Origin of the sequence: uncultured Parvimonas sp. (assembly GCF_963524015.1) — a bacterium.
Taxonomy (GTDB): domain Bacteria; phylum Bacillota; class Clostridia; order Tissierellales; family Peptoniphilaceae; genus Parvimonas.
The window spans coordinates 315,522-336,383 of the sequence record NZ_CAURDT010000001.1 but is presented as its reverse complement, the minus strand read 5'-3'; the positions used below and the strand labels follow the sequence as shown (position 1 = coordinate 336,383).

Below are 20,862 nucleotides of genomic sequence, written 5' to 3'. Positions count from 1 at the left end.
GAAATATGATTTATTTTTTAATTGGGATTTTAATTTTACTAGTAGTTATTGTCATTGTTTTGATTTTAAAAATATTGAAAAAATCAAATGATGATATAATAAGAGATGAAGATATTCTAAAGTTAAAACTTAGTTTTTCGGATGAATTTAATAAATTAAACGAAAAATTAAATGGAAATAATGAAAAAATCTCCAATCAGTTGCTTGAATTTAAAAATTCCACTAATGATAATATTATAAAAGCAGGTAAAGAAAATATTGATTCAATTTTTAATTTTAATGATAAATTAAAATCTGAGTTGAAAAAGGACTTCTTAAATCTTACTGTTGTTGTAGAAGGTAGACTTGATAAGATAAATGAAAGTGTTGAAGTTAAGCTTGAAAAAAGTTTTGAAGATACTAAAAAGACATTTAGTAATGTTATGCAAAGTTTAGGAAGGCTTGATGAAGCACAAAAAAAGATGGAATTTTTATCTAATAATGTTCAAAATTTAAATAATGTTTTGACTGATAAAAAAACTCGTGGCATATTTGGTGAAGTACAATTATATCAAGTTTTGACTTCAGCTTTTGGAAATAATAATGAAATTTATCAAAAACAATATAAACTTTCTAATGGGACGATGGCAGATGCAGTGATATTTGCTCCAGAACCAGTTGGAACTATTTGCATTGACAGTAAATTTCCATTGGAAAATTATAGGAGAATTTTTGAAGATATATCTGAAAACAAGGTGGAAAACGAAAAGAGTTTTGAACAAAATTTAAAAAAACATATTGATGATATTTCTTCTAAATATATAATAAAAAACGAAACAACAGATCAGGCCATTTTGTTTTTGCCAGCAGAAGCTATATTTGCTTATCTTAATGCTTATATGCCTAAAATTGTTGAGTATGCGTATTCAAAGAGAGTTTGGATTACGTCTCCAACAACAATGATGGCGATATTAACAACAATACAAGCTGTTTCTCAAAACTTAAAGCAATCTCAATATGCTTTAGAGATTCAAAAAGAATTAAATTCGCTCTCTGCAGAGTTTGAAAGATATGCAAAAAGATGGGAAACATTAGAAAAAGATATAAACAAGGTAAGTAAAGATGTAAAAGATATTTTTACTACTTCAACAAAGATAACAAGAAGATTTGATAATATCAAGAATGTTGAGGTATTTGAAAAAGAAGAAATGGAAGAAGTTTTAAAAATTGAGGAATAAATTTAGTTAAGATAGTGTATAAAAATTATACACTATCTTTTTTTATATGTAGCTAACTTAATTTTACAATATATGGTGAAAAAATTTTTATAAAATTTTTAAAAAAATCTAAAAAAAGTATTGCAATAATAGAAATGATATAGTATAATATATGAGTGCTCATATGCACATAATAGGCGTTGACGAAATAGGTTGCTCAAATTATGGCTGTTTTATAGCCTTTTGAGGTAATTATTTCTGAGTATGTCGAACTAGATTTCGGCGACGGGTCGCCGTATTTTTTGGAAGTGAAAATGGAACACACGGATGAGTTGATACGGAGGACCTAGTTGCATGATGCCAAAACATGCGAAACAAGGAGGTAAAAAAATTGGCAAACAAACAAAAAATCAGAATCAGATTAAGAGCTTACGATCATGAATTAATCGATAGCTCAGCGCAACAAATAGTGGAATCTGCAAAGAGAACTGGTGCAGAAGTATCAGGACCTATTCCACTACCAACAGAAAAGGAAATCATTACAATCTTAAGAGCTGTTCACAAATACAAAGATAGTAGAGAACAATTCGAACAAAGAACACATAAAAGACTTATTGATATCCTAAATCCAAACCAAAAAACTTTGGAAAGTTTAAAAAAATTGAATCTTCCAAGTGGTGTAGATATCGAAATTAAGTTATAAATCTTAGAATGATTGTAAATCAATCCGCTGTAAGTAATAGGAGGTGTACTCAATGAAGAGTATTTTAGGTAAAAAAATTGGAATGACTCAAATTTTTACTGAAGATGGAGCAGTTGTTCCTGTAACAGTTGTTGAAGCGGGCCCTATGTTCGTTACTCAAGTTAAAACTGTTGAAACTGATGGTTATAATGCAATCCAATGTGGATATGTAGACAAAAAAGAAAAAAAGGTTACAAAACCTCTTAAAGGACATTTTGATAAAGTAAGTGTTGGATATAAGAGATTTGTAAGAGAATTTAGATTAAACGAAGGCGAAACTTTTGAAACTGGTCAAGAAATTAAAGTTGACTTATTTGCTGAAGGAGATAAAGTTGATGTTATCGGAACTTCAAAGGGTAAAGGTACTCAAGGCGCTATAAAGAGATGGAATTACGGAAGAGGTCCAGAAGGACATGGTTCTAAATCCCATAGAGTAGCTGGAGCTAGAAGTGCAGGTACTTACCCAGGTAGAGTACTTAAAGGTAGAAAAGCAAGTGGAAAAATGGGAAATGAAAAGAGTACTGTTCAAAATCTTGTTGTTGTAAAAGTTGACGTTGAAAAGAACCTAATTCTTGTAAAAGGTGCTATTCCAGGACCTAAAGGTGGTTTAGTAACAATTAGAGAAGCGGTTAAAAGATAGTTTAAGGAGGATAAATAATGCCTAAGGTTAATGTTTATAACCAACTAGGAGAAGTTGTTGGTGATATAGAATTAAACGAAGCTATTTTTGGTGTTGAAGTTAATGAACATGTTGTTTATGAAGTAGTAAAAAACCATTTAGCTAATAGAAGACAAGGCACACAATCTGCTAAAACTCGTGCGGAAGTACGTGGGGGTGGAAGAAAGCCTTGGAGACAAAAGGGTACTGGTCGTGCTAGACAAGGTAGTATAAGAGCTCCTCAATGGAAAGGTGGCGGAGTAGTGTTCGCACCAAAACCAAGAAGCTATAGATACTCAGTTCCTAAGAAAGTAAGAAGACTTGCTATGAGATCAGTTCTTTCTTCAAAAGTTCTTGAAGGAGAGTTAAGAATTTTAGATGCTTTAACAGTTGATGCATTCAGCACAAAGAAAGCAAAAGAAATTTTGAAAAATTTAAGCTTAGAAACAAAAACTATGATAGTTTTACCAGAAGGAAATGAAATGATTGTAAAATCATTCGCGAACCTTCCAAAAGTTGAAACTGTTGTTGTAGATTATATGAATGTTTATGATTTAATGAGATTTGATAATCTTGTAATCGTAAAAGATGCCTTATCAAAAATTGAGGAGGTGTATGCATAATGACAGCATATGATATTATTATTAAACCAGTTGTAACTGAACGTTCAATGGAAAATATGGAATCAAAAAGATACACTTTCAAAGTTGATACTAGGGCTAATAAATCAGAAATTAAAAAAGCCGTAGAAACAATTTTTGGTGTAAAAGTTAAACAAGTAAATACAATGAATATTACTGGTAAGAAAAAAAGAATGGGAGCTAATGTTGGCAAAAGACCTGATTGGAAAAAAGCCATTGTTACTCTTACAGAAGATTCTAAAGAAATTGAATTTTTTGAAAGTATTTAATATAGGAGGTAATATTAATGGCTATTAGAAAGTATAAACCAACTTCTGCTGGTGTACGTGGAATGAGCGTTTTAACTTTTGATGAAATAACTAAGACAAAACCTGAAAAGTCTTTATTAGTTTCTTTATCAAAATCAGGCGGAAGAAATTCATTAGGTAGAGTTACCGTTAGACACAGAGGTGGCGGTGCTAAAAGAAAGTATAGAATAATAGATTTTAAAAGAAATAAAGATGGAGTACCAGGAAAAGTTGCTTCTATAGAATATGATCCAAATAGAACTGCTAATATAGCATTAATTCATTATCTAGATGGAGAAAAGAGATATATCTTAGCTCCAGAAGGATTAAAGGTTGGAGATAAAATAGAATCAGGTGAAAATGCAGATATCGTGATTGGTAATGCATTAAAATTAAAAGATATTCCAGTTGGTACAAATGTTCATAATATTGAGTTAAAACCAGGAAAAGGTGGACAACTTGTAAGAAGTGCAGGTTCTGAAGCTCAGTTAATGGGTAAAGAAGGAAGATTTGCACAATTGAGATTACCTTCAGGTGAATTTAGATTAATTCATTTAGAATGTAGAGCTACAGTTGGTCAAGTTGGAAATTTAAGTCATGAACTTATAACTATCGGTAAAGCAGGAAGATCAAGACATATGGGTAAGAGACCGCATGTTAGAGGATCAGCGATGAACCCAGTAGATCACCCTCATGGTGGTGGCGAAGGTAGAACTCCTGTTGGACGTCCAGCACCTTCAACTCCTTGGGGTAAACCAGCTTTAGGACTTAAGACTAGAAAGAAAAATAAAAAGTCTAATAAGTTCATAGTAAGAAGAAGAACTAAAAACTAATTAAGGAGGAAAACAAATGGGTAGATCTCTTAAAAAAGGACCATTTTGTGATGATCATCTTTTAAAGAAAATAGATGCATTAAATAGTGCAGATGAAAAAAAAGTTGTAAAAACTTGGTCAAGAAGAAGTACAATTTTTCCACAATTTGTTGGACATACTATAGCTGTTCATGACGGAAGAAAGCACTTACCAATATACATTACTGATGATATGGTAGGACATAAACTTGGAGAGTTCGTTTTAACTAGAACTTACAAGGGTCATGTTGGAAAAAATGAAAAAAATAGTAAAGTAAGATAATAGATAAGGAGGAGATAGCATGCAAGCTAAAGCAATTGCAAAATATCAAAGAATTTCACCTCTTAAAGTAAACTTTATTTGTAGAGAAATAAGAGGAAAGCATGTAGATGAAGCTTTATCTATTCTAAGATTCACTCCTAAAGCGGGTGCTAGATTATTAGAAAAGGTATTAAAATCAGCTGTTGCTAATGCAGAAAATAATCATAATTTAGATAGAAAAGACCTTTATGTATTAGAAGCTTATGCAAATGATGCTCCAGTTATGAAAAGATGGAGACCAAAGGCTAAAGGTTCAGCTTACCCAATTTTGAAAAGATCAAGTCATATTGGTGTAACGGTAGCAGAAAGATAGTATAAGGAGGATAAAAAATGGGTCAAAAAGTTAATCCTCATGGGTTAAGAGTTGGAATAATAAAAGATTGGGACTCAAGATGGTTTGCCAATAAAAAAGAATTTGGTGATTTATTAGTAGAAGACCACAATATTCGTAAACTTGTTAAGAAAGAGGTAGCTCTTTCAGGAGTACCTAAAGTTGAAATAGAAAGATCAGCAAATAGAGTAAAGGTAACAGTTTTTACTGCTAAACCTGGAATGGTAATTGGAAAATCAGGTGCTGGTGTTGAAGAATTAAGAGTTAAAATTGAAAAATTAACTGGTAAAAAAGTAATTGTTAATGTTGAAGAAGTTAAGAGACCTGATTTAAGTGCTCAATTAGTTGCTGAAAACATTGCTGGACAATTAGAAAGACGTGTATCTTTTAGACGTGCTATGAAACAAGCTATGCAAAGATCATTAAAAGCAGGAGCAAAAGGTATTAAAACCGCTGTTTCTGGTAGACTTGGTGGAGCTGATATGGCTAGAACTGAAGGATATTCTGAAGGAACAATTCCTCTACAAACTTTAAGAGCAGACATAGAATATGGATTTGCTGAAGCTGATACAACTTATGGAAAATTAGGAGTAAAAGTTTGGTTATATAAAGGAGAAGTTCTTCCAGGAATGAAAGCTGCAGTTATAGAAGAAAAACCTGCAAAAAAAGATAGAAGAAACAAGAAAGACAATAAGAAAAGATTTAATAAAACTGGTGCTAAGAAAGAAGCTTAGTTACTGGAAGGAGGAAAGAGTCTATGTTAATGCCTAAGAGAGTAAAATATCGTAGAGTTCATAGAGGCAGAATGACTGGTAAAGCTCTAAGGGGAAATACAATTTCTTATGGAGATTATGCAATTCAAGCATTAGAACCTTGCTGGATGACTGCAAACCAAATTGAATCTGCAAGACGTGCGATGACAAGATATATAAAAAGAGGCGGTAAGATCTGGATTAAAGTATTCCCTGATAAGCCTGTTACTAAAAAGCCTGCTGAAGTAAGAATGGGTTCTGGTAAAGGAGCTCCTGAATACTGGGTAGCAGTTGTTAAACCAGGTAGAGTATTATTTGAAATGAGTGGTGTGCCTGTTGATGTAGCTAGAGAAGCTATGAGACTTGCTGCTCACAAACTACCTGTAAAGACTAAATTTATAACTCGTGAGATGAAGGAAGGTGAAGCTAATGAAAATTAAAGAAATTCGCCAAATGAATGATAGTGATTTACAAGCAAAATTAAAAGATTTAAAAGTTGAATTATTTAATTTACGTTTTCAATTAGCCACTGGACAATTAGAGAATCCTATGAGAATTGGTGGCATTAAAAAAGATATAGCTCGTGTTAAGACTATTATCAGAGAACGTGAGCTTAATGCTGGAAAGGAGGCTTAATACTATATGGAAAGAAATAGTAGAAAAGTCATAATAGGAAATGTAGTTTCTAATAAAATGGATAAGACTATTGTTGTAGAAGTTGCAACTTTTGTTTCTCACCCACTTTATAAAAAACAAATGAAAAAAACTACAAAATTTAAAGCACATGATGAAAATAATGAATGTTTAATTGGTGATAGAGTTAAAATTATGGAAACAAGACCTCTTTCAAGAGAAAAGAGATGGAGACTTGTTGAGATACTTGAAAGAGTAAAATAATTTTCATCTGGAAAGGAGTATCGTATGATTCAAACAGAAAGTCGTTTAAAAGTTGCTGACAACTCTGGCGCTAAAGAACTTCTTGTTATCAGAGTACTTGGTGGTACTAATAAGAAATATGCAAAAGTTGGCGATATAGTAGTTTGTACTGTTAAAAGTGCTACACCAGGTGGAGTTGTTAAGAAAAGTGACGTTGTAAAAGCGGTAATTGTTAGAACAACAAATAGTATAAAGAGAAATGATGGCAGCTACATTAGATTTGATGATAATGCAGCAGTAATTATAAAAGATGATAAGAACCCAGTTGGTACAAGAATTTTCGGATCAGTTACAAGAGAGCTAAGAGCTGGTAACTTTATGAAAATTATATCTCTTGCACCTGAAGTATTATAATAGGAGGTGTTAGAATGAAAATAAAATCTGGAGATACTGTTATTGTAATTGCAGGAAAAGATAAAGGAAAAACTGGAAAAGTACTTAAAACTTTAGTAAAAGAAAATAGAGTAATAGTTCAAGGAGTAAATATTCAAACTAAACATAAAAAGGCTAGAAATCCTAAAGATGAATCTGGCTTAATTAAAATTGAGGGAAGTATTGATGTTTCAAATGTAATGTACCTTGATCCTAAAGTTAATAAACCTTCTAGAATTGGTTACACTCTTGAAGGAGATAAGAAAGTTAGAATCAGTAAAAAAAGTGGTTCAAAAATAGATAAATAGTTGAAAGGAGGAATCTTAAGTGACTTCCAGAATGCAAGTTAAATATAAAGAAGAAATAGTTTCTGCTTTAATGGAACGTTTTAAATATAAAAATATTATGGAGGTTCCTAAACTAAATAAGATTGTTATCAATATTGGTTTAGGTTCAGCTAAAGATAATCCAAAAGTTTTAGAAAGCGCTTTAAGAGACTTGGAAATTATTTCAGGTCAAAAACCTGTAATAACTACTGCTAAAAAATCAATTGCAAACTTCAAACTAAGAGAAGGTATGAAGATAGGTACTAAAGTAACTCTTAGAGGAGAAAAAATGTATGATTTTCTAGATAGATTAGTTAACATCGCTCTTCCACGTGTAAGAGACTTTAGAGGTGTTAGTGCTTCAAGCTTTGATGGTAGAGGAAATTATGCATTAGGTATAAAAGAACAATTAATATTCCCAGAAATCGTATATGATATGATTGATCAAATAAGAGGAATGGATATTATAATAGTTACTACTGCTAAGACTGATGAAGAGTCAAAAGCACTTTTAGAGCTATTAGGAATGCCTTTTAAAAAGTAGTAGGAGGAAATTTAATGGCTAAAAAATCAATGGTACAACGTGAATTAAAACGTCAAAAGTTAGTTGAAAAATATGCTGCAAAACGTGCAGAATTAAAAGCCAAAGGGGACTATGTTGGATTAAGCAAATTACCAAGAAATGCTTCTCCAACACGTTTACACAACCGTTGTAAAATAACTGGACGTCCTCATGGATACATTGGAAAATATGGAATCAGCCGTATTGTATTCCGTGAATTAGCTTACAAGGGAGAAATTCCTGGCGTTAAAAAGGCTAGTTGGTAATATTAGATAAAGGAGGAAGCTTATATGATGACTGATCCTATAGCAGATATGCTTACAAGAATTAGAAATGGTAATAACGCAAGACATTCATCTGTTGAAATACCTGCATCAAAAATGAAGAAAAATCTTGTACAGATTTTATTAGATGAAGGTTTTATTGAAGGATATAATGTAATTGAAGATGACAAACAAGGAATCATCACAGTTGACTTAAAATATGGAAAGAACAATGAAAAAGTTATTTCAGGACTTAAGAGAATTTCAAAACCAGGTTTAAGAGTTTATGCTAGAAGCCATGAAATTCCTAAAGTTTTAGGAGGACTTGGAATTGCTATTATCTCAACATCAAAAGGAGTTGTAACTGATAAGGTTGCTAGAAAAGAAGGTATTGGTGGAGAGGTTCTTTGTTACGTTTGGTAACATGTTTAAGGAATAAAACTAAGGAGGTAAACCAATGTCAAGAATTGGATTAAAACCAATTGTTATTCCTGCTGGAGTTGAGGTAATCTTAGGAGACGAAAACTATGTTGAAGTAAAAGGACCTAAAGGGAAATTAACTCAACAATTAAGCAGAGAAATGAACATAAAAATGGAAGGAAATACAATAAATATAGAACGTCCTTCTGAAATAAAAAGACATAAATCACTTCATGGTCTAACAAGAACATTACTTGCGAACATGATTGATGGTGTTTCAAAGGGATTTACTAAAACTTTGATTATTGAAGGAACTGGATATAGAGCAGCAAAATCTGGAAAGAAATTAACTTTAAATTTAGGATATTCTCATCCAATTGAAGTAATGGATCCAGAAGGTATTACTGTTGAAGTTCCTGAACCAACAAAAATTGTGATTAATGGTATTGATAAACAACAACTTGGAAACTTTGCAGCTAATATTCGTTCTTATAGAAGACCAGAACCTTATAAGGGTAAGGGTGTTAGATATGAAGGAGAATATATCAGACGTAAAGTTGGTAAGACTGGTAAATAGAAAGGAGTGAAATTTAATGTTAAAGCAAATTAACAAGAATGAAAATAGAAAAGCAAGACATGCTAGAGTAAGAAAAAAAGTTTCTGGAACTCCTGAAAAACCAAGATTAAATTTGTATAGAAGTAATACTAATATATATGCTCAAATTATAGACGATACTAAAGGTATAACTTTAGTTTCAGCTTCAACTTTGGATAAAGAATTAGCTTCATTAGAATCAAAATCAAATAAAGAAGCTGCTAAAGCTGTTGGTCTTGCAATTGGAAAAAAAGCTATTGAAAAAGGCATTACAGAAGTAGTTTTTGATAGAAGCGGATATTTATATCATGGTAAAGTTAAAGAATTAGCTGATGGTGCCAGAGAAGCTGGACTTAAATTTTAGTATCAGGAGGGTAATTAATGGAACTTTTAATTAAAGAAGTAGAAGGATTAGAATTAGAAGAAAGAGTAGTTGCCATCAACCGTGTTACTAAAGTAGTAAAAGGTGGTAGAAACTTTAGATTTAGCGCTCTTGTAGTAGTTGGAGACGGAAATGGACATGTTGGTGTTGGTATTGGTAAAGCACTTGAAGTTCCTGAAGCCATAAGAAAAGGTGTTCAAGACGCTAAAAAGCATGTGATTAAAGTGCCTCTTGTAAATACTTCAATTCCTCATGAAATTGTAGGAGTTTTTGGAGCTGGTAGAGTTTTATTAAAACCTGCTGGAGCTGGTACTGGAGTTATCGCTGGTGGTCCTGTTCGTGCGGTTTGTGAACTTGCAGGAATCAAAGATGTAAGAAGTAAATCTTTGGGAACTACTAATGCTAGAAATATAGTTAATGCAACTATGGAAGGATTAAAGAATCTTAAGAGAGCTGAAGATATAGCTAGATTAAGAGGAAAATCCGTAGAAGAAATATTAGGTTAAGGAGGGCTTTTAAAATGGCAAAGCTCAAAATAACACTTAAAAAGAGTAAAATTGGTAGAATAGAAAAACATGTTAAAAATGTTGAAGCTTTAGGTTTAAAAAAAGTTGGTCAAACAGTTGTTAAAGAGGACACTCCATCAATTAGAGGGATGATCAATCAAATTAGTTTTATGCTTGAAGTTGAAGAAATTTAAGGAGGTATAAAGCGTGAAGTTACATGATTTAAGACCTGCTGAAGGTGGAGGCTCAAAAGCAAGAAAAAGACTTGGTAGAGGTTACGGTTCTGGACTTGGTAAATATGGTGGTAAAGGACGTGACGGTCAAAATTCAAGATCAGGTGGTGGAGTAAGACCTGGATTTGAAGGTGGACAAATGCCCCTATTTAGAAGACTTCCAAAAAGAGGTTTTACAAATATTTTTGCTAAACAGTATGCAGAAGTTAATGTAGAACAATTAAATATTTTTGAAGATGGTACAGAAGTTACTGAAGAATTAATATTTGAAGTTAATTTAGCTAAAAAAGCTAAGGCAAAAGATGGTGTTAAAATATTAGGTAATGGAGAATTAACTAAAAGATTAACTGTATCTTGCAGTAAATTTACTAAGAGTGCTGTCGAAAAAATAGAAAGCACTGGAGGAAAGGTAGAGGTGATCTAATATGTTCAAGACTCTATCAAATGCGTGGAGAATAAAAGAAATCAGAAGTAAAATGATTTTTACACTATTGATGATTGTTGTTTATAGACTTGGGAATATTATTCCAATTCCATTTATGGATAAAACAGTTGTTAATAAACTCATGAGTAGTAATGCTGGAGGTTTAGTAAATTTGTTAGATTTACTTGCCGGTGGTAGTTTAAAACAAATGAGCGTTTTTGCTCTAAGTATTTATCCATACATTACTGCATCAATAGTTGTTCAACTTCTTACTATTGCATTCCCAAGACTTGGCGAAATTGCCAGAGATGGTGAAATGGGTAGAAAAAAAGTTGCAAAATATACTAAGATAGGCGCAGTAATACTTGGAATATTTGAAGCTATGGCAATAGCAAATGGATTATTTGCAAAAGCAATAGTTGCTAAAGGATATATTCAATCAGCATTGATTATTACATCTTTATTAGCAGGTTCTATGTTCTTAGTTTGGTTAGGCGAAATGATTACTGAAAAAGGAATTGGTAATGGTATTTCAATTATTATCTTCCTTGGTATTGTTTCTAATTTACCAACACAAGTAGGAACATTTATTTATGGAATTGCGACTGGAACAGTTGGAATTTTAACAATAATAGGTGTTGTACTTGCTGCTATTGCAATAGTTGTAATTGTTGTACTTATAAATGAAGGTGAAAGAAAAATCACAGTTCAATATGCTAAGAAGGTTGTTGGAAGGAAGATGTATGGGGGACAAGCTACTCATATTCCTGTAAAAGTTAATATGAGTGGTGTAATGCCAGTAATCTTTGCATCATCTTTATTAGCTATGCCACAAACTCTTTCATTATTATTTTCTGGTGGGACTCCAAGTTGGATTAGTTCATACTTAACAGTTGAAGGTTCAGTTGGTGTTTATGTATATTCAATATTGAATTTTATGTTGATTATATTGTTTGGATTCTTTTATTCATCAATTCAATTTAATACTGTTGAATACGCAAAAAATTTACAACAATATGGTGGATTTATTCCAGGAATCAGACCTGGCAAACCTACCGGAGAATATTTACAAAAAATATCAAATAGAATTACTTTCTCAGGTTCTATTATACTAGCATTAATTGCTTCAGCACCAATAGTTATTTCACGTTTAAGTGGAATGAAAATTAATTTTGGTGGAACATCAGCTATAATTATAGTTGGTGTTGTAATTGAAACAATGAAACAAATAGAATCTATGATGTTAATGAGACACTATAAAGGTTTTTTGAATAAATAGTTTATAGGAGATAAAATATGAGACTAATTTTGTTAGGACCCCCTGGGGCAGGAAAGGGAACTCAAGCGTCAAGTATCGTTGCGGAATATGGTATAACTCATATTTCAACAGGAGATATTTTTAGACATAATATTAAAAATGAAACAGAACTTGGAAAAAAAGTAAAGTCATATTTAGATAAAGGTCAATTAGTACCTGATGAACTTACTATTGATTTAGTTTGGGACAGATTATCAAAGGATGACTGTAAAAAAGGATTTTTACTAGATGGTTTTCCAAGAACAATTAATCAAGCAGAAGCTTTACAAAAAGGCTTAGAAGAAAGAGGTCTTAAACTAGATAAGGTTATAAACATTGATGTTGATAAAAATATTTTAGTAAAAAGACTTTCTGGAAGAAGAGTTTGTAAAAACTGTGGAGAAACTTATCATGTAGATAATAAACCAACATTAAAAGATGGAGTTTGTGATAAGTGCTCAGGAGAAGTTATTCAAAGAGCGGATGATAATGAAAAAACTGTATTAGATCGTATAGAAGTATATGAAAAGCAGACTTTTCCACTAATTGATTTTTACAAGAATTTAGGATTGATTTTAACTGTTGATGGTACTTTGTCTATTGAGGATGTCTTTTCACAAATTAAGGAGTCTCTTTCTTAAATGTCTAACATTTTGGAGAGTATACTATGGATCTAAATTTTGATTTTAAAGTAGGTCAGGTTGTAAAATCACTTAAGGGCCGTGACAAGGGCGAAGTAATGATCATAGTTGAGGTAATTAGTTCATCATTAGTAAAAGTTGCTAATGGTAGTAACAGACCTCTTTCTAAACCTAAACTTAAAAAGTCAAAGCATTTGCAAATTTATAATGACGTGCTTAAAGATTTTAGTTTGAATCCATTATCATTTAATGATTCTAATTTGAGAAAATTATTAAAATCATATATACAGGATAATGTAGAAAAATAGGAGGTTCTTTAAATGTCCAAAAAGGATGTTATAGAAGTTGAAGGAACTGTTATTGATGCTATGCCAAATACTATATTCAAGGTTAAACTTGCAAATGGTCATGAAATAACAGCTCATATATCAGGAAAATTAAGAATGAATTATATAAGAATTCTTCCTGGAGATAAGGTATTAGTTGAACTATCACCTTATGATTTAACAAAAGGAAGAATAACTTGGCGAAACAAGTAGCATAGGAGGGACTTAAATGAAAGTAAGACCATCAGTGAAAAAAATGTGCGAAAAATGTAAAATCATCAGAAGAAAAGGTAGAGTAATGGTGATTTGTGAAAATCCAAAGCACAAACAAAAACAAGGTTAATGAAGATGGAGGTGTAGGTAACAGTGGCAAGAATTGTAGGTGTCGACTTACCAAGAGAAAAAAGGGTAGAAATAGGTTTGACTTATATCTATGGTATAGGTAGAAAGACTTCAAATGATATTCTTAGAAATGCTGGAATCAACCCAGATACAAGAGTTAAAGATTTAACTGAAGCTGAAGTTGCTTTAATAAGAGCTGAAATAGATAAATATCTTGTTGAAGGTGATTTACGTAGAGAAATCGCTATGAATATTAAGAGATTAAGAGAAATTAACTGTTACAGAGGAATCAGACATAGAAGAGGTTTACCTGTAAGAGGACAAAATACTAAAAATAATGCCAGAACTAGAAAAGGTCCAAAGAAAGTTTCTGGTACAAAAAAAGGTAAATAAGGAGGGGATTTAATTGGCAATTAAGAAACAAAAAGCTCGTGTTAAAAGAAGAGAGCGTAAAAATATTGAAAAAGGACAAGCTCATATCGTTTCTTCATTTAATAACACTATGGTAACTCTTAGTGATTTAAACGGTAATGTAATTTCTTGGGCAAGTGCTGGACAATTAGGTTTTAGAGGATCAAGAAAATCTACTCCATTTGCTGCACAACAAGCTGCTGAAGAAGCTGCAAAAAAAGCTATGGAACATGGACTAAAAGTTGTAGAAGTTTATGTTAAAGGACCTGGATCAGGTAGAGAAGCTGCTATCAGATCATTGCAAGCTACTGGACTTGAAGTTAGTTTAATTAAGGATGTTACTCCAATTCCACATAATGGTTGTAGACCACCAAAGAGAAGAAGAGTGTAATTGTAAACTTTTAAAGGTATTTAAAAGTTTCAATATGAATTAGACTAAGGAGGATAAAGTCTATGACAGAAGATTTAAATACAAATATTGAAGTTTTAGATATAGATCTTGAAAAAAACTATGGTAAATTTGCTATTATGCCTCTTGATAGAGGATATGGTACTACATTAGGGAATTCAATGAGAAGAGTACTTTTAGGATCTCTTCCTGGTTCTGCCATAGCAACTGTTAAAATTGATGGTGTTGGACATGAGTTTACTACTATTAAGGGTTCAATAGCTGATGTTCCAGAAATTTTAATTAATATTAAGGGAATTGCATTAAAGAAATTTAATGATGAACCGGTAATTTTAGAATTAAATGTTAAAGGACCAAAAGTTGTAACAGCTGGAGATATTTCTGAAAATCAAAATGTTGAAATAGCTAATAAAGATCATTATATAACAACTCTTAATGAAGAGGGAGAAATCCGTATGGATTTATTAGTCTTAAATGGTAAGGGCTATAGAGTTAGCGACTTGAATAAAGAATATTGCGATATTAATTCAATAGCAGTTGATTCTTCTTTTTCTCCTGTAAAGAAAGTAAACTTTATGGTAGGAAATACTAGAGTTGGACAAAGTATAGATTTTGACAAACTTGAAATTGAAGTTTGGACAAATGGAACTATTACTCCACAAGAAGCTCTTTCAACAGGTGCTGGAATTTTTATAGATTACTTAAGTCTATTTAGATCACTACCAGACATTAACCTTGATAATTCAAGTATAAAAGATGGTAAAAATTTAGACGCTAATAGTGTTTTATCTAAGAGTGTTGAAGAATTAGATTTATCCCTTAGAAGTTTTAACTGTTTGAAAAGAGCAAATCTTGATACAGTTAAAGATATTATTTCACAAGATATAGAACAACTAAAGAAGATTAAAAACTTTGGTAAGAAATCTGTAGAAGAAGTAGTAGATAAAATACATGAATTAGGTTTAAAATTTTTAGATGAAGAATAAAAAGAGGAGGTAGTACTTTGGCTAATTTAAGAAAACTTGGACGTAGAGCTGATCATAGAGATGCAATGCTTAGAAATCAAGTTCAATCTCTTATTGAAAATGGTAAGATTGAAACTACGTTGACAAGAGCAAAGGAAACTAGAAGAGTAGCTGAAAAAATGATAACTCTTGGGAAAAAAGGCGATCTTCATGCAAGAAGACAAGCTTTAGCTTATATTTACAAGACTGAAACAGTTCATAAGCTATTCGAAGAAATTGCTCCACTTTATAAAGAAAGAAATGGTGGATATACAAGAATATTAAAGCTAGGACCTAGACAAGGGGACGCAGCTGAAATGGCGATTTTAGAATTAGTAAAATAATTTGCTTAAAGGCTAATATTAGATTTTAATAAAATTTTACTAAAGGCACTGATTAATCAGTGCCTTTTTTGTATAAAAAATAGAATGAAAGATTTTTTATAAGATTATTATAGATTCGTTAGAGTATATTTTATAGAATATTAGGAAATTTTTTTCTTAAACTAAACAAGCTAATTGATAAAATAATAAATACAATAATTTGATTTTTAAAATGAGTAATTACTATTATTTTTGTACTTTTTATTATGTTTTCTTGTAATTTATAGCATTTTGGAGTATAATTATGGTAATGTATTTTTAAAAAATGGAGTTTTATGTATATGAGTAATATTATTTATTTTGATAATTTCGCGACTACAAGTTTAAATGAAGAAATTTTTAATGAAATGAAGAAGTTTTTGATTTTTAATTATTCTAATCCTTCTTCTCTTTATGAATTTTCACAAAAATCTAGAGTTGCTATTGAAAAGTCAAGAGAGAATATTTCCAATTACATAAATGCCGAAAAAAATGAGTTATTTTTTACATCTGGAGGGACAGAAGCAGATAATTGGGCCCTTATGGGACTTACTTTGTTTAAGGGAAGAAAAAATGGTCATATTATATTAACAGCCTTTGAACACTCTGCAATCATAGAAACTGCAAAATTTTTAGAAAATAGAGGTTTTGATGTTACTTTTATTAATCCCGATAAAGAAGGTTTTATAGATAAAAAAGATATTGTGGATGCAATAAGAGAAGATACAATTTTAGTATCTGTTATGTATGTTAATAATGAAGTTGGAACTATTCAAGATATAAAAACAATTTGTAGTTTTGTAAAGGAAAAAAATTCAAATATAGTTTTTCATACAGATGCAGTTCAAGCTTTATCTGAACTTGAAATTGATGTTAAAGATTTGAATGTTGATTTGCTTTCTATTTCTGGCCATAAGGTTCATGCTCCAAAGGGAATAGGCGCTTTATATATAAAATCAGGAACAGATATTGAAAATTTTATCTTTGGAGGGAGTCAAGAACGATCAAGGCGAGCAGGAACTGAAAATGTTGCTGGGATAGTTGGTTTTTCGAAAGCTATTGATATTTTAAGAATTAAAAGAGAAGAGAATGTTTCTAAGAGATTTGCATTAAGAAATTATTTTTTGAAGAAAATAAAAGAAAATTTTGAAAACTATAAAATTAATGGTTCTATAGAAAATAGATCTTCTGGAAATATAAATATCTCTTTTTTAGGAATAGATAAAGAAATGATTATTATGTCTATGGATTTTAAAGGAATATGTATTTCAGGTGGTTCTGCATGTAGCAGCGGATCTGTTGAAAATTCTCATGTTTTAACAGCAATGGATATTGGTGAAGAATTAAAGAATAGTGCTATAAGAATAAGCTTTGGAGAGAATAATACTTTTGGGGAAATAGATGAATTTATTATAGCTTTAAAAGAAATAATTAATTAGGTGGAGGTAATATGTTAAATTTTGATTCTGTTTTAAATATTACTATAAAAATACTGATTTCTGTTTTATTAATAGTTGGAATATATGTATTTATTCAATTTTCTAATAGAAAGTTAGAAGATGATGATAAAATAAGATTTAATAAATTAAAAATTATAAGAATATTACTGTATATTTTAATTGCATTTATAATATGCTTTTTATTTAAGACTTATCCAATTTTAAGGATAACATTATTTACTTTTATAGCATCCGTGATAATTGCTTATATTTTAAATCCATTTATGAAATTTTTGGAGAGAAAAAATATAAAAAGATTATATGCTATAATACTTATTTATATTATAATTGCATTAGCAATTTTTGTTTTAGCAATTGGAATTTTTCCAAGTACATTTAGACAGTTTAAACATTTATTATTTTCATTGCCTGATATGGTTAAAAATTTTGTAGATTATAGTGATAGAATTAGACAAGATTTATTTACAGATGCACCGTTTATTAGTGAATTTATAACTGGAATTAATGGACAACTAGTAAAGATTGCCAATACATTATTGTCATACTCTGCAACATGGATTACAGGAATGGTAGCTGGAATTTCAAGTTTTATAGGAGTTGTTATTCAATTAATTTTAATTCCTGTAATAACATTTTATTTGTTGCTTGAAAAAGATAAAATTTTAGATGTTATAAGCAAAAATGTTCCTGATAGGTATGAAAACTTTTTGGTTAAAATTTGGAGAGAAATAGATGAATCGCTGTCTATGTTTGTAAGGGGCAGAATTATAATGGCTATATTTGTAGGAGTAGCTACTATGATATATCTTATGGCATTTGGAATTGAGTTTTCCTTTGTAATAGGTGTTATAACATGTGTAGCAGATATTATTCCATATATTGGACCATTTTTAGGCTTTGTACCTGCGGTTCTACTAGCATTATTTAAAGGACCTTTTACTGCTTTCTGGGTTGCTGTTCTATTTTGTTTTGTTCAATGGCTTGAAAATAATATTTTGGGGCCAAAAATACTGGGAGATAGTACAGGAATGCATCCACTAATAGTTTTGATACTATTAATAATAGGCGGCGGAATGTTTGGAGTTTTTGGTATGATTTTCTCTGTACCAGTTGCAGCGGTTATAAAGATAATTTATAAACATACAAAGCCATATGTAAAAAAATATTTATACAAAGATAAAATTAATGATTAAGAGGGATATATGAGAAAACTAGGATTAAATGAAATAAGAGAAGAATATTTAGAATTTTTTGAAAGTAAAGGACATTTGCGTTTAAAAAGTTATCCTTTAATACCAAACAATGATAAAAGTCTTTTACTTATAAATGCTGGAATGGCTCCATTAAAAGATTATTTTACTGGAGTAAAAAAAATGAGTAAAAATAGAGCTACTTCTAGTCAAAAATGTATTAGAACAGCAGATATAGATAATGTAGGAAAAACTCAAAGACATGGAACTTTTTTTGAAATGTTAGGGAATTTTTCTTTTGGAGATTATTTTAAAAGAGAAGCTATAACATGGGCTTGGGAATTTCTTACTGAAAAACTAGAAATGGATAAAAATTTATTATCAGTAACTGTTTATGAAGAAGATGATGAAGCTTATAATATTTGGAGAAATGAAGTTGGACTTCCAGCAGAAAAAATTCAAAGACTTGGAAAAGAAGATAACTTTTGGGAATTAGAAGTTGGCCCTTGTGGTCCTTGCTCTGAAATAATGTATGATAGAGGAGAAAAATATACTAATCCTGATGATAGATTTATGGAAATTTGGAATTTAGTTTTTACTCAATTTAATAAAGATAAAGATGGAAATTACCATAGATTAGAGCATCCAAATATTGATACAGGTATGGGACTTGAAAGACTTACTTTGGTTTTAGAAGAAAAAGATAATATATTTGAAATAGGCTTAGTAGATACTATAATAAAGAAAATAGAAGAAATATCAGGTGTTCAATATAAATTAAATGAAATCTCTGATATTTCTATAAGAGTAATAGCCGATCATGCTAGAGCTATGACATTTTTAATATATGATGGTGTAATTCCTAGTAATGAACAAAGAGGTTATGTTTTAAGAAGACTAATAAGACGTGCAGCAAGACATGGCAAATTGTTGGGAATTAAGGATAATTTCTTAGTAGATGTTTCAAAAGTTGTTATGGAAGCATATAATACGGAGTATCCTGAATTATTGGAAGATAGTGAAAGAATTTTTAAGATTTTAAATGCTGAAGAATCTAAATTTCAAGAAACAATAGAACAAGGTTTAGGTATTTTAAATTCTTATATAGAAGATGAAAAATCAAAAAATTCAAAGATTCTATCTGGAGAGAAAGCTTTTAAATTGTATGATACTTATGGATTTCCTTTAGATTTGACAAAGGAAATTTTAGAAGAAGAAAAAATGTCAGTTGATGAAGAGGCTTTTAATAAAAATATGCAAGATCAAAAGATTAGAGCCAGAGAGGGTAGAAATATTTCATCAGCAGGTTGGAGTGAAAAGAATACTGATTATTTAAAAGCATTAGAAGCAACAGAATTTTTAGGTTATACTGAAAATGAATGTGTTGGAAAAGTAATAAAATTATTTAAAGATGAAGTAGAAGTTTCAACTTTAAGTCTAGGAGATAAAGCTCTTCTAGTTTCTGATAAAACTGTTTTCTATGGCGAAGGTGGAGGACAAGTTGGAGATATAGGAATTATTGTTGGTGAAAACTGTGAACTTAAAGTTTTAGATACTAAGAAAAATAAAAATAATGGAATATTTCATAGTGTTGAGGTAATTTGTGGAGAAGTTAAGCTAAATGATGAATTAACATTTAGAATTGATGTAAATAATAGACGTGATATTATGAAAAACCATTCTGCAACACATCTTTTACATCAAGCTTTAATTGAAGTTTTAGGTAATCACATTAATCAAGCAGGTTCTTTAGTAGATGCAAATAAATTAAGATTTGATATTACTCATTTTGAAGCTATAAGTACTGAAGATTTAAAAAGAGTAGAGCAGATTGTAAATGATAAGATAGCTTTAAATCTTAATACAATTGTAGAAGAAATGTCATTAGAAGAATCATCAAAAATGGGAGCTATTGGACTATTTGAAGACAAATATAAGGATGTAGTAAGAGTAGTCTCATTTGGTGGTTGGTCAATAGAACTTTGTGGTGGTACTCATGTAAAAAATGTTAGTGAAATTCAGATGTTTAAAATAATTTCAGAATCAAGTGTTGCTGCAGGAGTTAGAAGAATTGAAGCTATTACAGGAAGAAGTGTTTACGAGTACCTAAAGAAGACTGAAAATCAAATCGAAGAAGTTTCAAATGTGTTAAAGTGTAAAAAGTCAGAGTTAGTTTCTAAAGTGGCTTCTCTTACTGATGACATAAAGTCATTAGAAAAAGAACTTAAAGAAATTAAATCTCAAATGACTTTGAATAGTTTAGATGCTTTTATTGCTGAAAAGAAAGATATAGAAGGTATTTCTTTTATAGCTAAAAAAGTAGAATTTGAAAATCAAAATGACTTAAGAGATTTAATTGATAAATTAAGAGATAAATTGGGTACAAGTGTAATAGTGTTTGCTAATGTTTATCAAGGAAAACTTACTTTTACAGTTGGAGTAAGTAAAGATTTGAATGCAAGAAAAATTAATGCTGGAAATATTGTTAAAGAAGTCGCTAAACTTGTTGGCGGTAACGGTGGCGGTAGACCGGATATCGCATCAGCAGGAGGTAAAGACTTAAGTAAAGTTGATTTTGCTTTAGGGCAAGCTGAGGAGATTTTAAAATCTCAATTTTAAAA

34 protein-coding genes are annotated in these 20,862 nt (G+C 30.6%); all 34 read left to right on the top strand.

The features are described 5' to 3' along the window. Nucleotides 1-5 precede the first annotated feature (5 nt). The 34 genes from RWJ08_RS01585 (at nucleotide 6) to alaS (ending at nucleotide 20,860) form a co-directional block, all read left to right on the top strand. The gene (locus RWJ08_RS01585; RefSeq protein WP_313960831.1) at nucleotides 6-1,217 is read left to right on the top strand and encodes a DNA recombination protein RmuC; all 1,212 of its coding nucleotides are present in this window, start codon (nucleotides 6-8) and stop codon (nucleotides 1,215-1,217) included. A gap of 346 nt (nucleotides 1,218-1,563) precedes the next feature. Beyond that, nucleotides 1,564-1,899 carry a 30S ribosomal protein S10 gene (rpsJ, locus tag RWJ08_RS01580; RefSeq protein ID WP_004833624.1) on the top strand — a complete coding sequence of 112 codons (336 nt, stop codon included), beginning with the start codon at nucleotides 1,564-1,566 and terminating at the stop codon, nucleotides 1,897-1,899. 52 nt (nucleotides 1,900-1,951) lie between these two features. Further along, a complete protein-coding gene (gene rplC, locus RWJ08_RS01575; protein ID WP_293440729.1) occupies nucleotides 1,952-2,578 on the top strand; it encodes a 50S ribosomal protein L3 in 627 nt (208 codons plus the stop codon). A gap of 17 nt (nucleotides 2,579-2,595) precedes the next feature. Continuing rightward, nucleotides 2,596-3,219 (top strand): 50S ribosomal protein L4, encoded by a 624-nt coding sequence (gene rplD, locus RWJ08_RS01570; protein WP_009372601.1) that lies wholly within the window; start codon nucleotides 2,596-2,598, stop codon nucleotides 3,217-3,219. After that, nucleotides 3,216-3,506 carry a 50S ribosomal protein L23 gene (gene rplW, locus RWJ08_RS01565; RefSeq protein ID WP_172965474.1) on the top strand — a complete coding sequence of 97 codons (291 nt, stop codon included), beginning with the start codon at nucleotides 3,216-3,218 and terminating at the stop codon, nucleotides 3,504-3,506. Before rplD ends, rplW begins: the two co-directional genes overlap by 4 nt. 17 nt (nucleotides 3,507-3,523) lie before the next feature. Continuing rightward, entirely contained in the window at nucleotides 3,524-4,357 is an 834-nt protein-coding gene (rplB, locus tag RWJ08_RS01560) for a 50S ribosomal protein L2 (protein ID WP_029948886.1), read from the top strand. Nucleotides 4,358-4,373: 16 nt separating this feature from the next. Next, entirely contained in the window at nucleotides 4,374-4,658 is a 285-nt protein-coding gene (rpsS, locus tag RWJ08_RS01555; protein ID WP_009372520.1) for a 30S ribosomal protein S19, read from the top strand. Between the two features lie 19 nt (nucleotides 4,659-4,677). Beyond that, entirely contained in the window at nucleotides 4,678-5,010 is a 333-nt protein-coding gene (gene rplV / locus RWJ08_RS01550) for a 50S ribosomal protein L22 (protein ID WP_004833617.1), read from the top strand. 17 nt (nucleotides 5,011-5,027) lie between these two features. Beyond that, on the top strand, nucleotides 5,028-5,762 hold the full coding sequence (gene rpsC, locus RWJ08_RS01545; protein WP_009372693.1) for a 30S ribosomal protein S3: 735 nt from the start codon (nucleotides 5,028-5,030) through the stop codon (nucleotides 5,760-5,762). A 23-nt stretch (nucleotides 5,763-5,785) separates the two neighbouring features. Beyond that, nucleotides 5,786-6,220, top strand: a complete 435-nt coding sequence (rplP, locus tag RWJ08_RS01540; RefSeq protein WP_004833615.1) for a 50S ribosomal protein L16 — start codon at nucleotides 5,786-5,788, stop codon at nucleotides 6,218-6,220. Next, on the top strand, nucleotides 6,210-6,416 hold the full coding sequence (rpmC, locus tag RWJ08_RS01535) for a 50S ribosomal protein L29 (protein ID WP_004833614.1): 207 nt from the start codon (nucleotides 6,210-6,212) through the stop codon (nucleotides 6,414-6,416). Before rplP ends, rpmC begins: the two co-directional genes overlap by 11 nt. A gap of 6 nt (nucleotides 6,417-6,422) precedes the next feature. After that, nucleotides 6,423-6,677, top strand: a complete 255-nt coding sequence (gene rpsQ, locus RWJ08_RS01530; RefSeq protein WP_004833613.1) for a 30S ribosomal protein S17 — start codon at nucleotides 6,423-6,425, stop codon at nucleotides 6,675-6,677. Nucleotides 6,678-6,701: 24 nt separating this feature from the next. Continuing rightward, nucleotides 6,702-7,070 carry a 50S ribosomal protein L14 gene (gene rplN, locus RWJ08_RS01525; RefSeq protein WP_009372516.1) on the top strand — a complete coding sequence of 123 codons (369 nt, stop codon included), beginning with the start codon at nucleotides 6,702-6,704 and terminating at the stop codon, nucleotides 7,068-7,070. Nucleotides 7,071-7,084: 14 nt separating this feature from the next. Continuing rightward, a complete protein-coding gene (rplX, locus tag RWJ08_RS01520) occupies nucleotides 7,085-7,396 on the top strand; it encodes a 50S ribosomal protein L24 (protein WP_009372618.1) in 312 nt (103 codons plus the stop codon). 19 nt (nucleotides 7,397-7,415) lie between these two features. Then, entirely contained in the window at nucleotides 7,416-7,958 is a 543-nt protein-coding gene (rplE, locus tag RWJ08_RS01515) for a 50S ribosomal protein L5 (RefSeq protein ID WP_009372736.1), read from the top strand. A gap of 14 nt (nucleotides 7,959-7,972) precedes the next feature. Then, nucleotides 7,973-8,242: a 30S ribosomal protein S14 gene (rpsN, locus tag RWJ08_RS01510; RefSeq protein WP_004833609.1), complete on the top strand. Its 270-nt coding sequence runs from the start codon at nucleotides 7,973-7,975 to the stop codon at nucleotides 8,240-8,242. A gap of 24 nt (nucleotides 8,243-8,266) precedes the next feature. Further along, on the top strand, nucleotides 8,267-8,662 hold the full coding sequence (gene rpsH / locus RWJ08_RS01505) for a 30S ribosomal protein S8 (RefSeq protein WP_004833608.1): 396 nt from the start codon (nucleotides 8,267-8,269) through the stop codon (nucleotides 8,660-8,662). A gap of 34 nt (nucleotides 8,663-8,696) precedes the next feature. After that, a complete protein-coding gene (rplF, locus tag RWJ08_RS01500) occupies nucleotides 8,697-9,236 on the top strand; it encodes a 50S ribosomal protein L6 (RefSeq protein WP_009732759.1) in 540 nt (179 codons plus the stop codon). A 16-nt stretch (nucleotides 9,237-9,252) separates the two neighbouring features. Next, nucleotides 9,253-9,618, top strand: coding sequence for a 50S ribosomal protein L18 (gene rplR, locus RWJ08_RS01495; RefSeq protein WP_009372294.1), 366 nt, complete (start codon nucleotides 9,253-9,255; stop codon nucleotides 9,616-9,618). A gap of 17 nt (nucleotides 9,619-9,635) precedes the next feature. Next, nucleotides 9,636-10,142: a 30S ribosomal protein S5 gene (gene rpsE / locus RWJ08_RS01490; RefSeq protein ID WP_009372402.1), complete on the top strand. Its 507-nt coding sequence runs from the start codon at nucleotides 9,636-9,638 to the stop codon at nucleotides 10,140-10,142. Nucleotides 10,143-10,156: 14 nt separating this feature from the next. Beyond that, the gene (gene rpmD, locus RWJ08_RS01485) at nucleotides 10,157-10,336 is read left to right on the top strand and encodes a 50S ribosomal protein L30 (RefSeq protein ID WP_004833601.1); all 180 of its coding nucleotides are present in this window, start codon (nucleotides 10,157-10,159) and stop codon (nucleotides 10,334-10,336) included. A 13-nt stretch (nucleotides 10,337-10,349) separates the two neighbouring features. After that, nucleotides 10,350-10,799: a 50S ribosomal protein L15 gene (gene rplO, locus RWJ08_RS01480; protein ID WP_313960830.1), complete on the top strand. Its 450-nt coding sequence runs from the start codon at nucleotides 10,350-10,352 to the stop codon at nucleotides 10,797-10,799. Between the two features lies 1 nt (nucleotide 10,800). After that, complete coding sequence (gene secY, locus RWJ08_RS01475) at nucleotides 10,801-12,078, top strand: preprotein translocase subunit SecY (protein ID WP_009372363.1); 1,278 nt, start codon at nucleotides 10,801-10,803, stop codon at nucleotides 12,076-12,078. 17 nt (nucleotides 12,079-12,095) lie between these two features. After that, nucleotides 12,096-12,737, top strand: a complete 642-nt coding sequence (locus RWJ08_RS01470; protein ID WP_009372458.1) for an adenylate kinase — start codon at nucleotides 12,096-12,098, stop codon at nucleotides 12,735-12,737. A 26-nt stretch (nucleotides 12,738-12,763) separates the two neighbouring features. Further along, a complete protein-coding gene (locus RWJ08_RS01465; RefSeq protein WP_009372611.1) occupies nucleotides 12,764-13,045 on the top strand; it encodes a hypothetical protein in 282 nt (93 codons plus the stop codon). A gap of 12 nt (nucleotides 13,046-13,057) precedes the next feature. Next, nucleotides 13,058-13,276: a translation initiation factor IF-1 gene (infA, locus tag RWJ08_RS01460; protein ID WP_004833593.1), complete on the top strand. Its 219-nt coding sequence runs from the start codon at nucleotides 13,058-13,060 to the stop codon at nucleotides 13,274-13,276. A 16-nt stretch (nucleotides 13,277-13,292) separates the two neighbouring features. Next, nucleotides 13,293-13,406, top strand: coding sequence for a 50S ribosomal protein L36 (gene rpmJ, locus RWJ08_RS01455; protein WP_004833592.1), 114 nt, complete (start codon nucleotides 13,293-13,295; stop codon nucleotides 13,404-13,406). Between the two features lie 23 nt (nucleotides 13,407-13,429). Continuing rightward, entirely contained in the window at nucleotides 13,430-13,798 is a 369-nt protein-coding gene (rpsM, locus tag RWJ08_RS01450; protein ID WP_004833591.1) for a 30S ribosomal protein S13, read from the top strand. Nucleotides 13,799-13,811: 13 nt separating this feature from the next. Beyond that, nucleotides 13,812-14,207: a 30S ribosomal protein S11 gene (rpsK, locus tag RWJ08_RS01445; RefSeq protein WP_004833590.1), complete on the top strand. Its 396-nt coding sequence runs from the start codon at nucleotides 13,812-13,814 to the stop codon at nucleotides 14,205-14,207. A gap of 62 nt (nucleotides 14,208-14,269) precedes the next feature. Beyond that, nucleotides 14,270-15,211, top strand: a complete 942-nt coding sequence (locus RWJ08_RS01440) for a DNA-directed RNA polymerase subunit alpha (protein ID WP_313960829.1) — start codon at nucleotides 14,270-14,272, stop codon at nucleotides 15,209-15,211. Between the two features lie 17 nt (nucleotides 15,212-15,228). Further along, nucleotides 15,229-15,573, top strand: coding sequence for a 50S ribosomal protein L17 (gene rplQ / locus RWJ08_RS01435; RefSeq protein ID WP_009372580.1), 345 nt, complete (start codon nucleotides 15,229-15,231; stop codon nucleotides 15,571-15,573). Between the two features lie 320 nt (nucleotides 15,574-15,893). Then, nucleotides 15,894-17,030, top strand: coding sequence for a cysteine desulfurase family protein (locus RWJ08_RS01430; RefSeq protein ID WP_313960828.1), 1,137 nt, complete (start codon nucleotides 15,894-15,896; stop codon nucleotides 17,028-17,030). An 11-nt stretch (nucleotides 17,031-17,041) separates the two neighbouring features. Next, nucleotides 17,042-18,244, top strand: a complete 1,203-nt coding sequence (locus RWJ08_RS01425) for an AI-2E family transporter (protein WP_313960827.1) — start codon at nucleotides 17,042-17,044, stop codon at nucleotides 18,242-18,244. Nucleotides 18,245-18,253: 9 nt separating this feature from the next. Continuing rightward, nucleotides 18,254-20,860 (top strand): alanine--tRNA ligase, encoded by a 2,607-nt coding sequence (alaS, locus tag RWJ08_RS01420; RefSeq protein ID WP_313960826.1) that lies wholly within the window; start codon nucleotides 18,254-18,256, stop codon nucleotides 20,858-20,860. Nucleotides 20,861-20,862 lie beyond the last annotated feature (2 nt).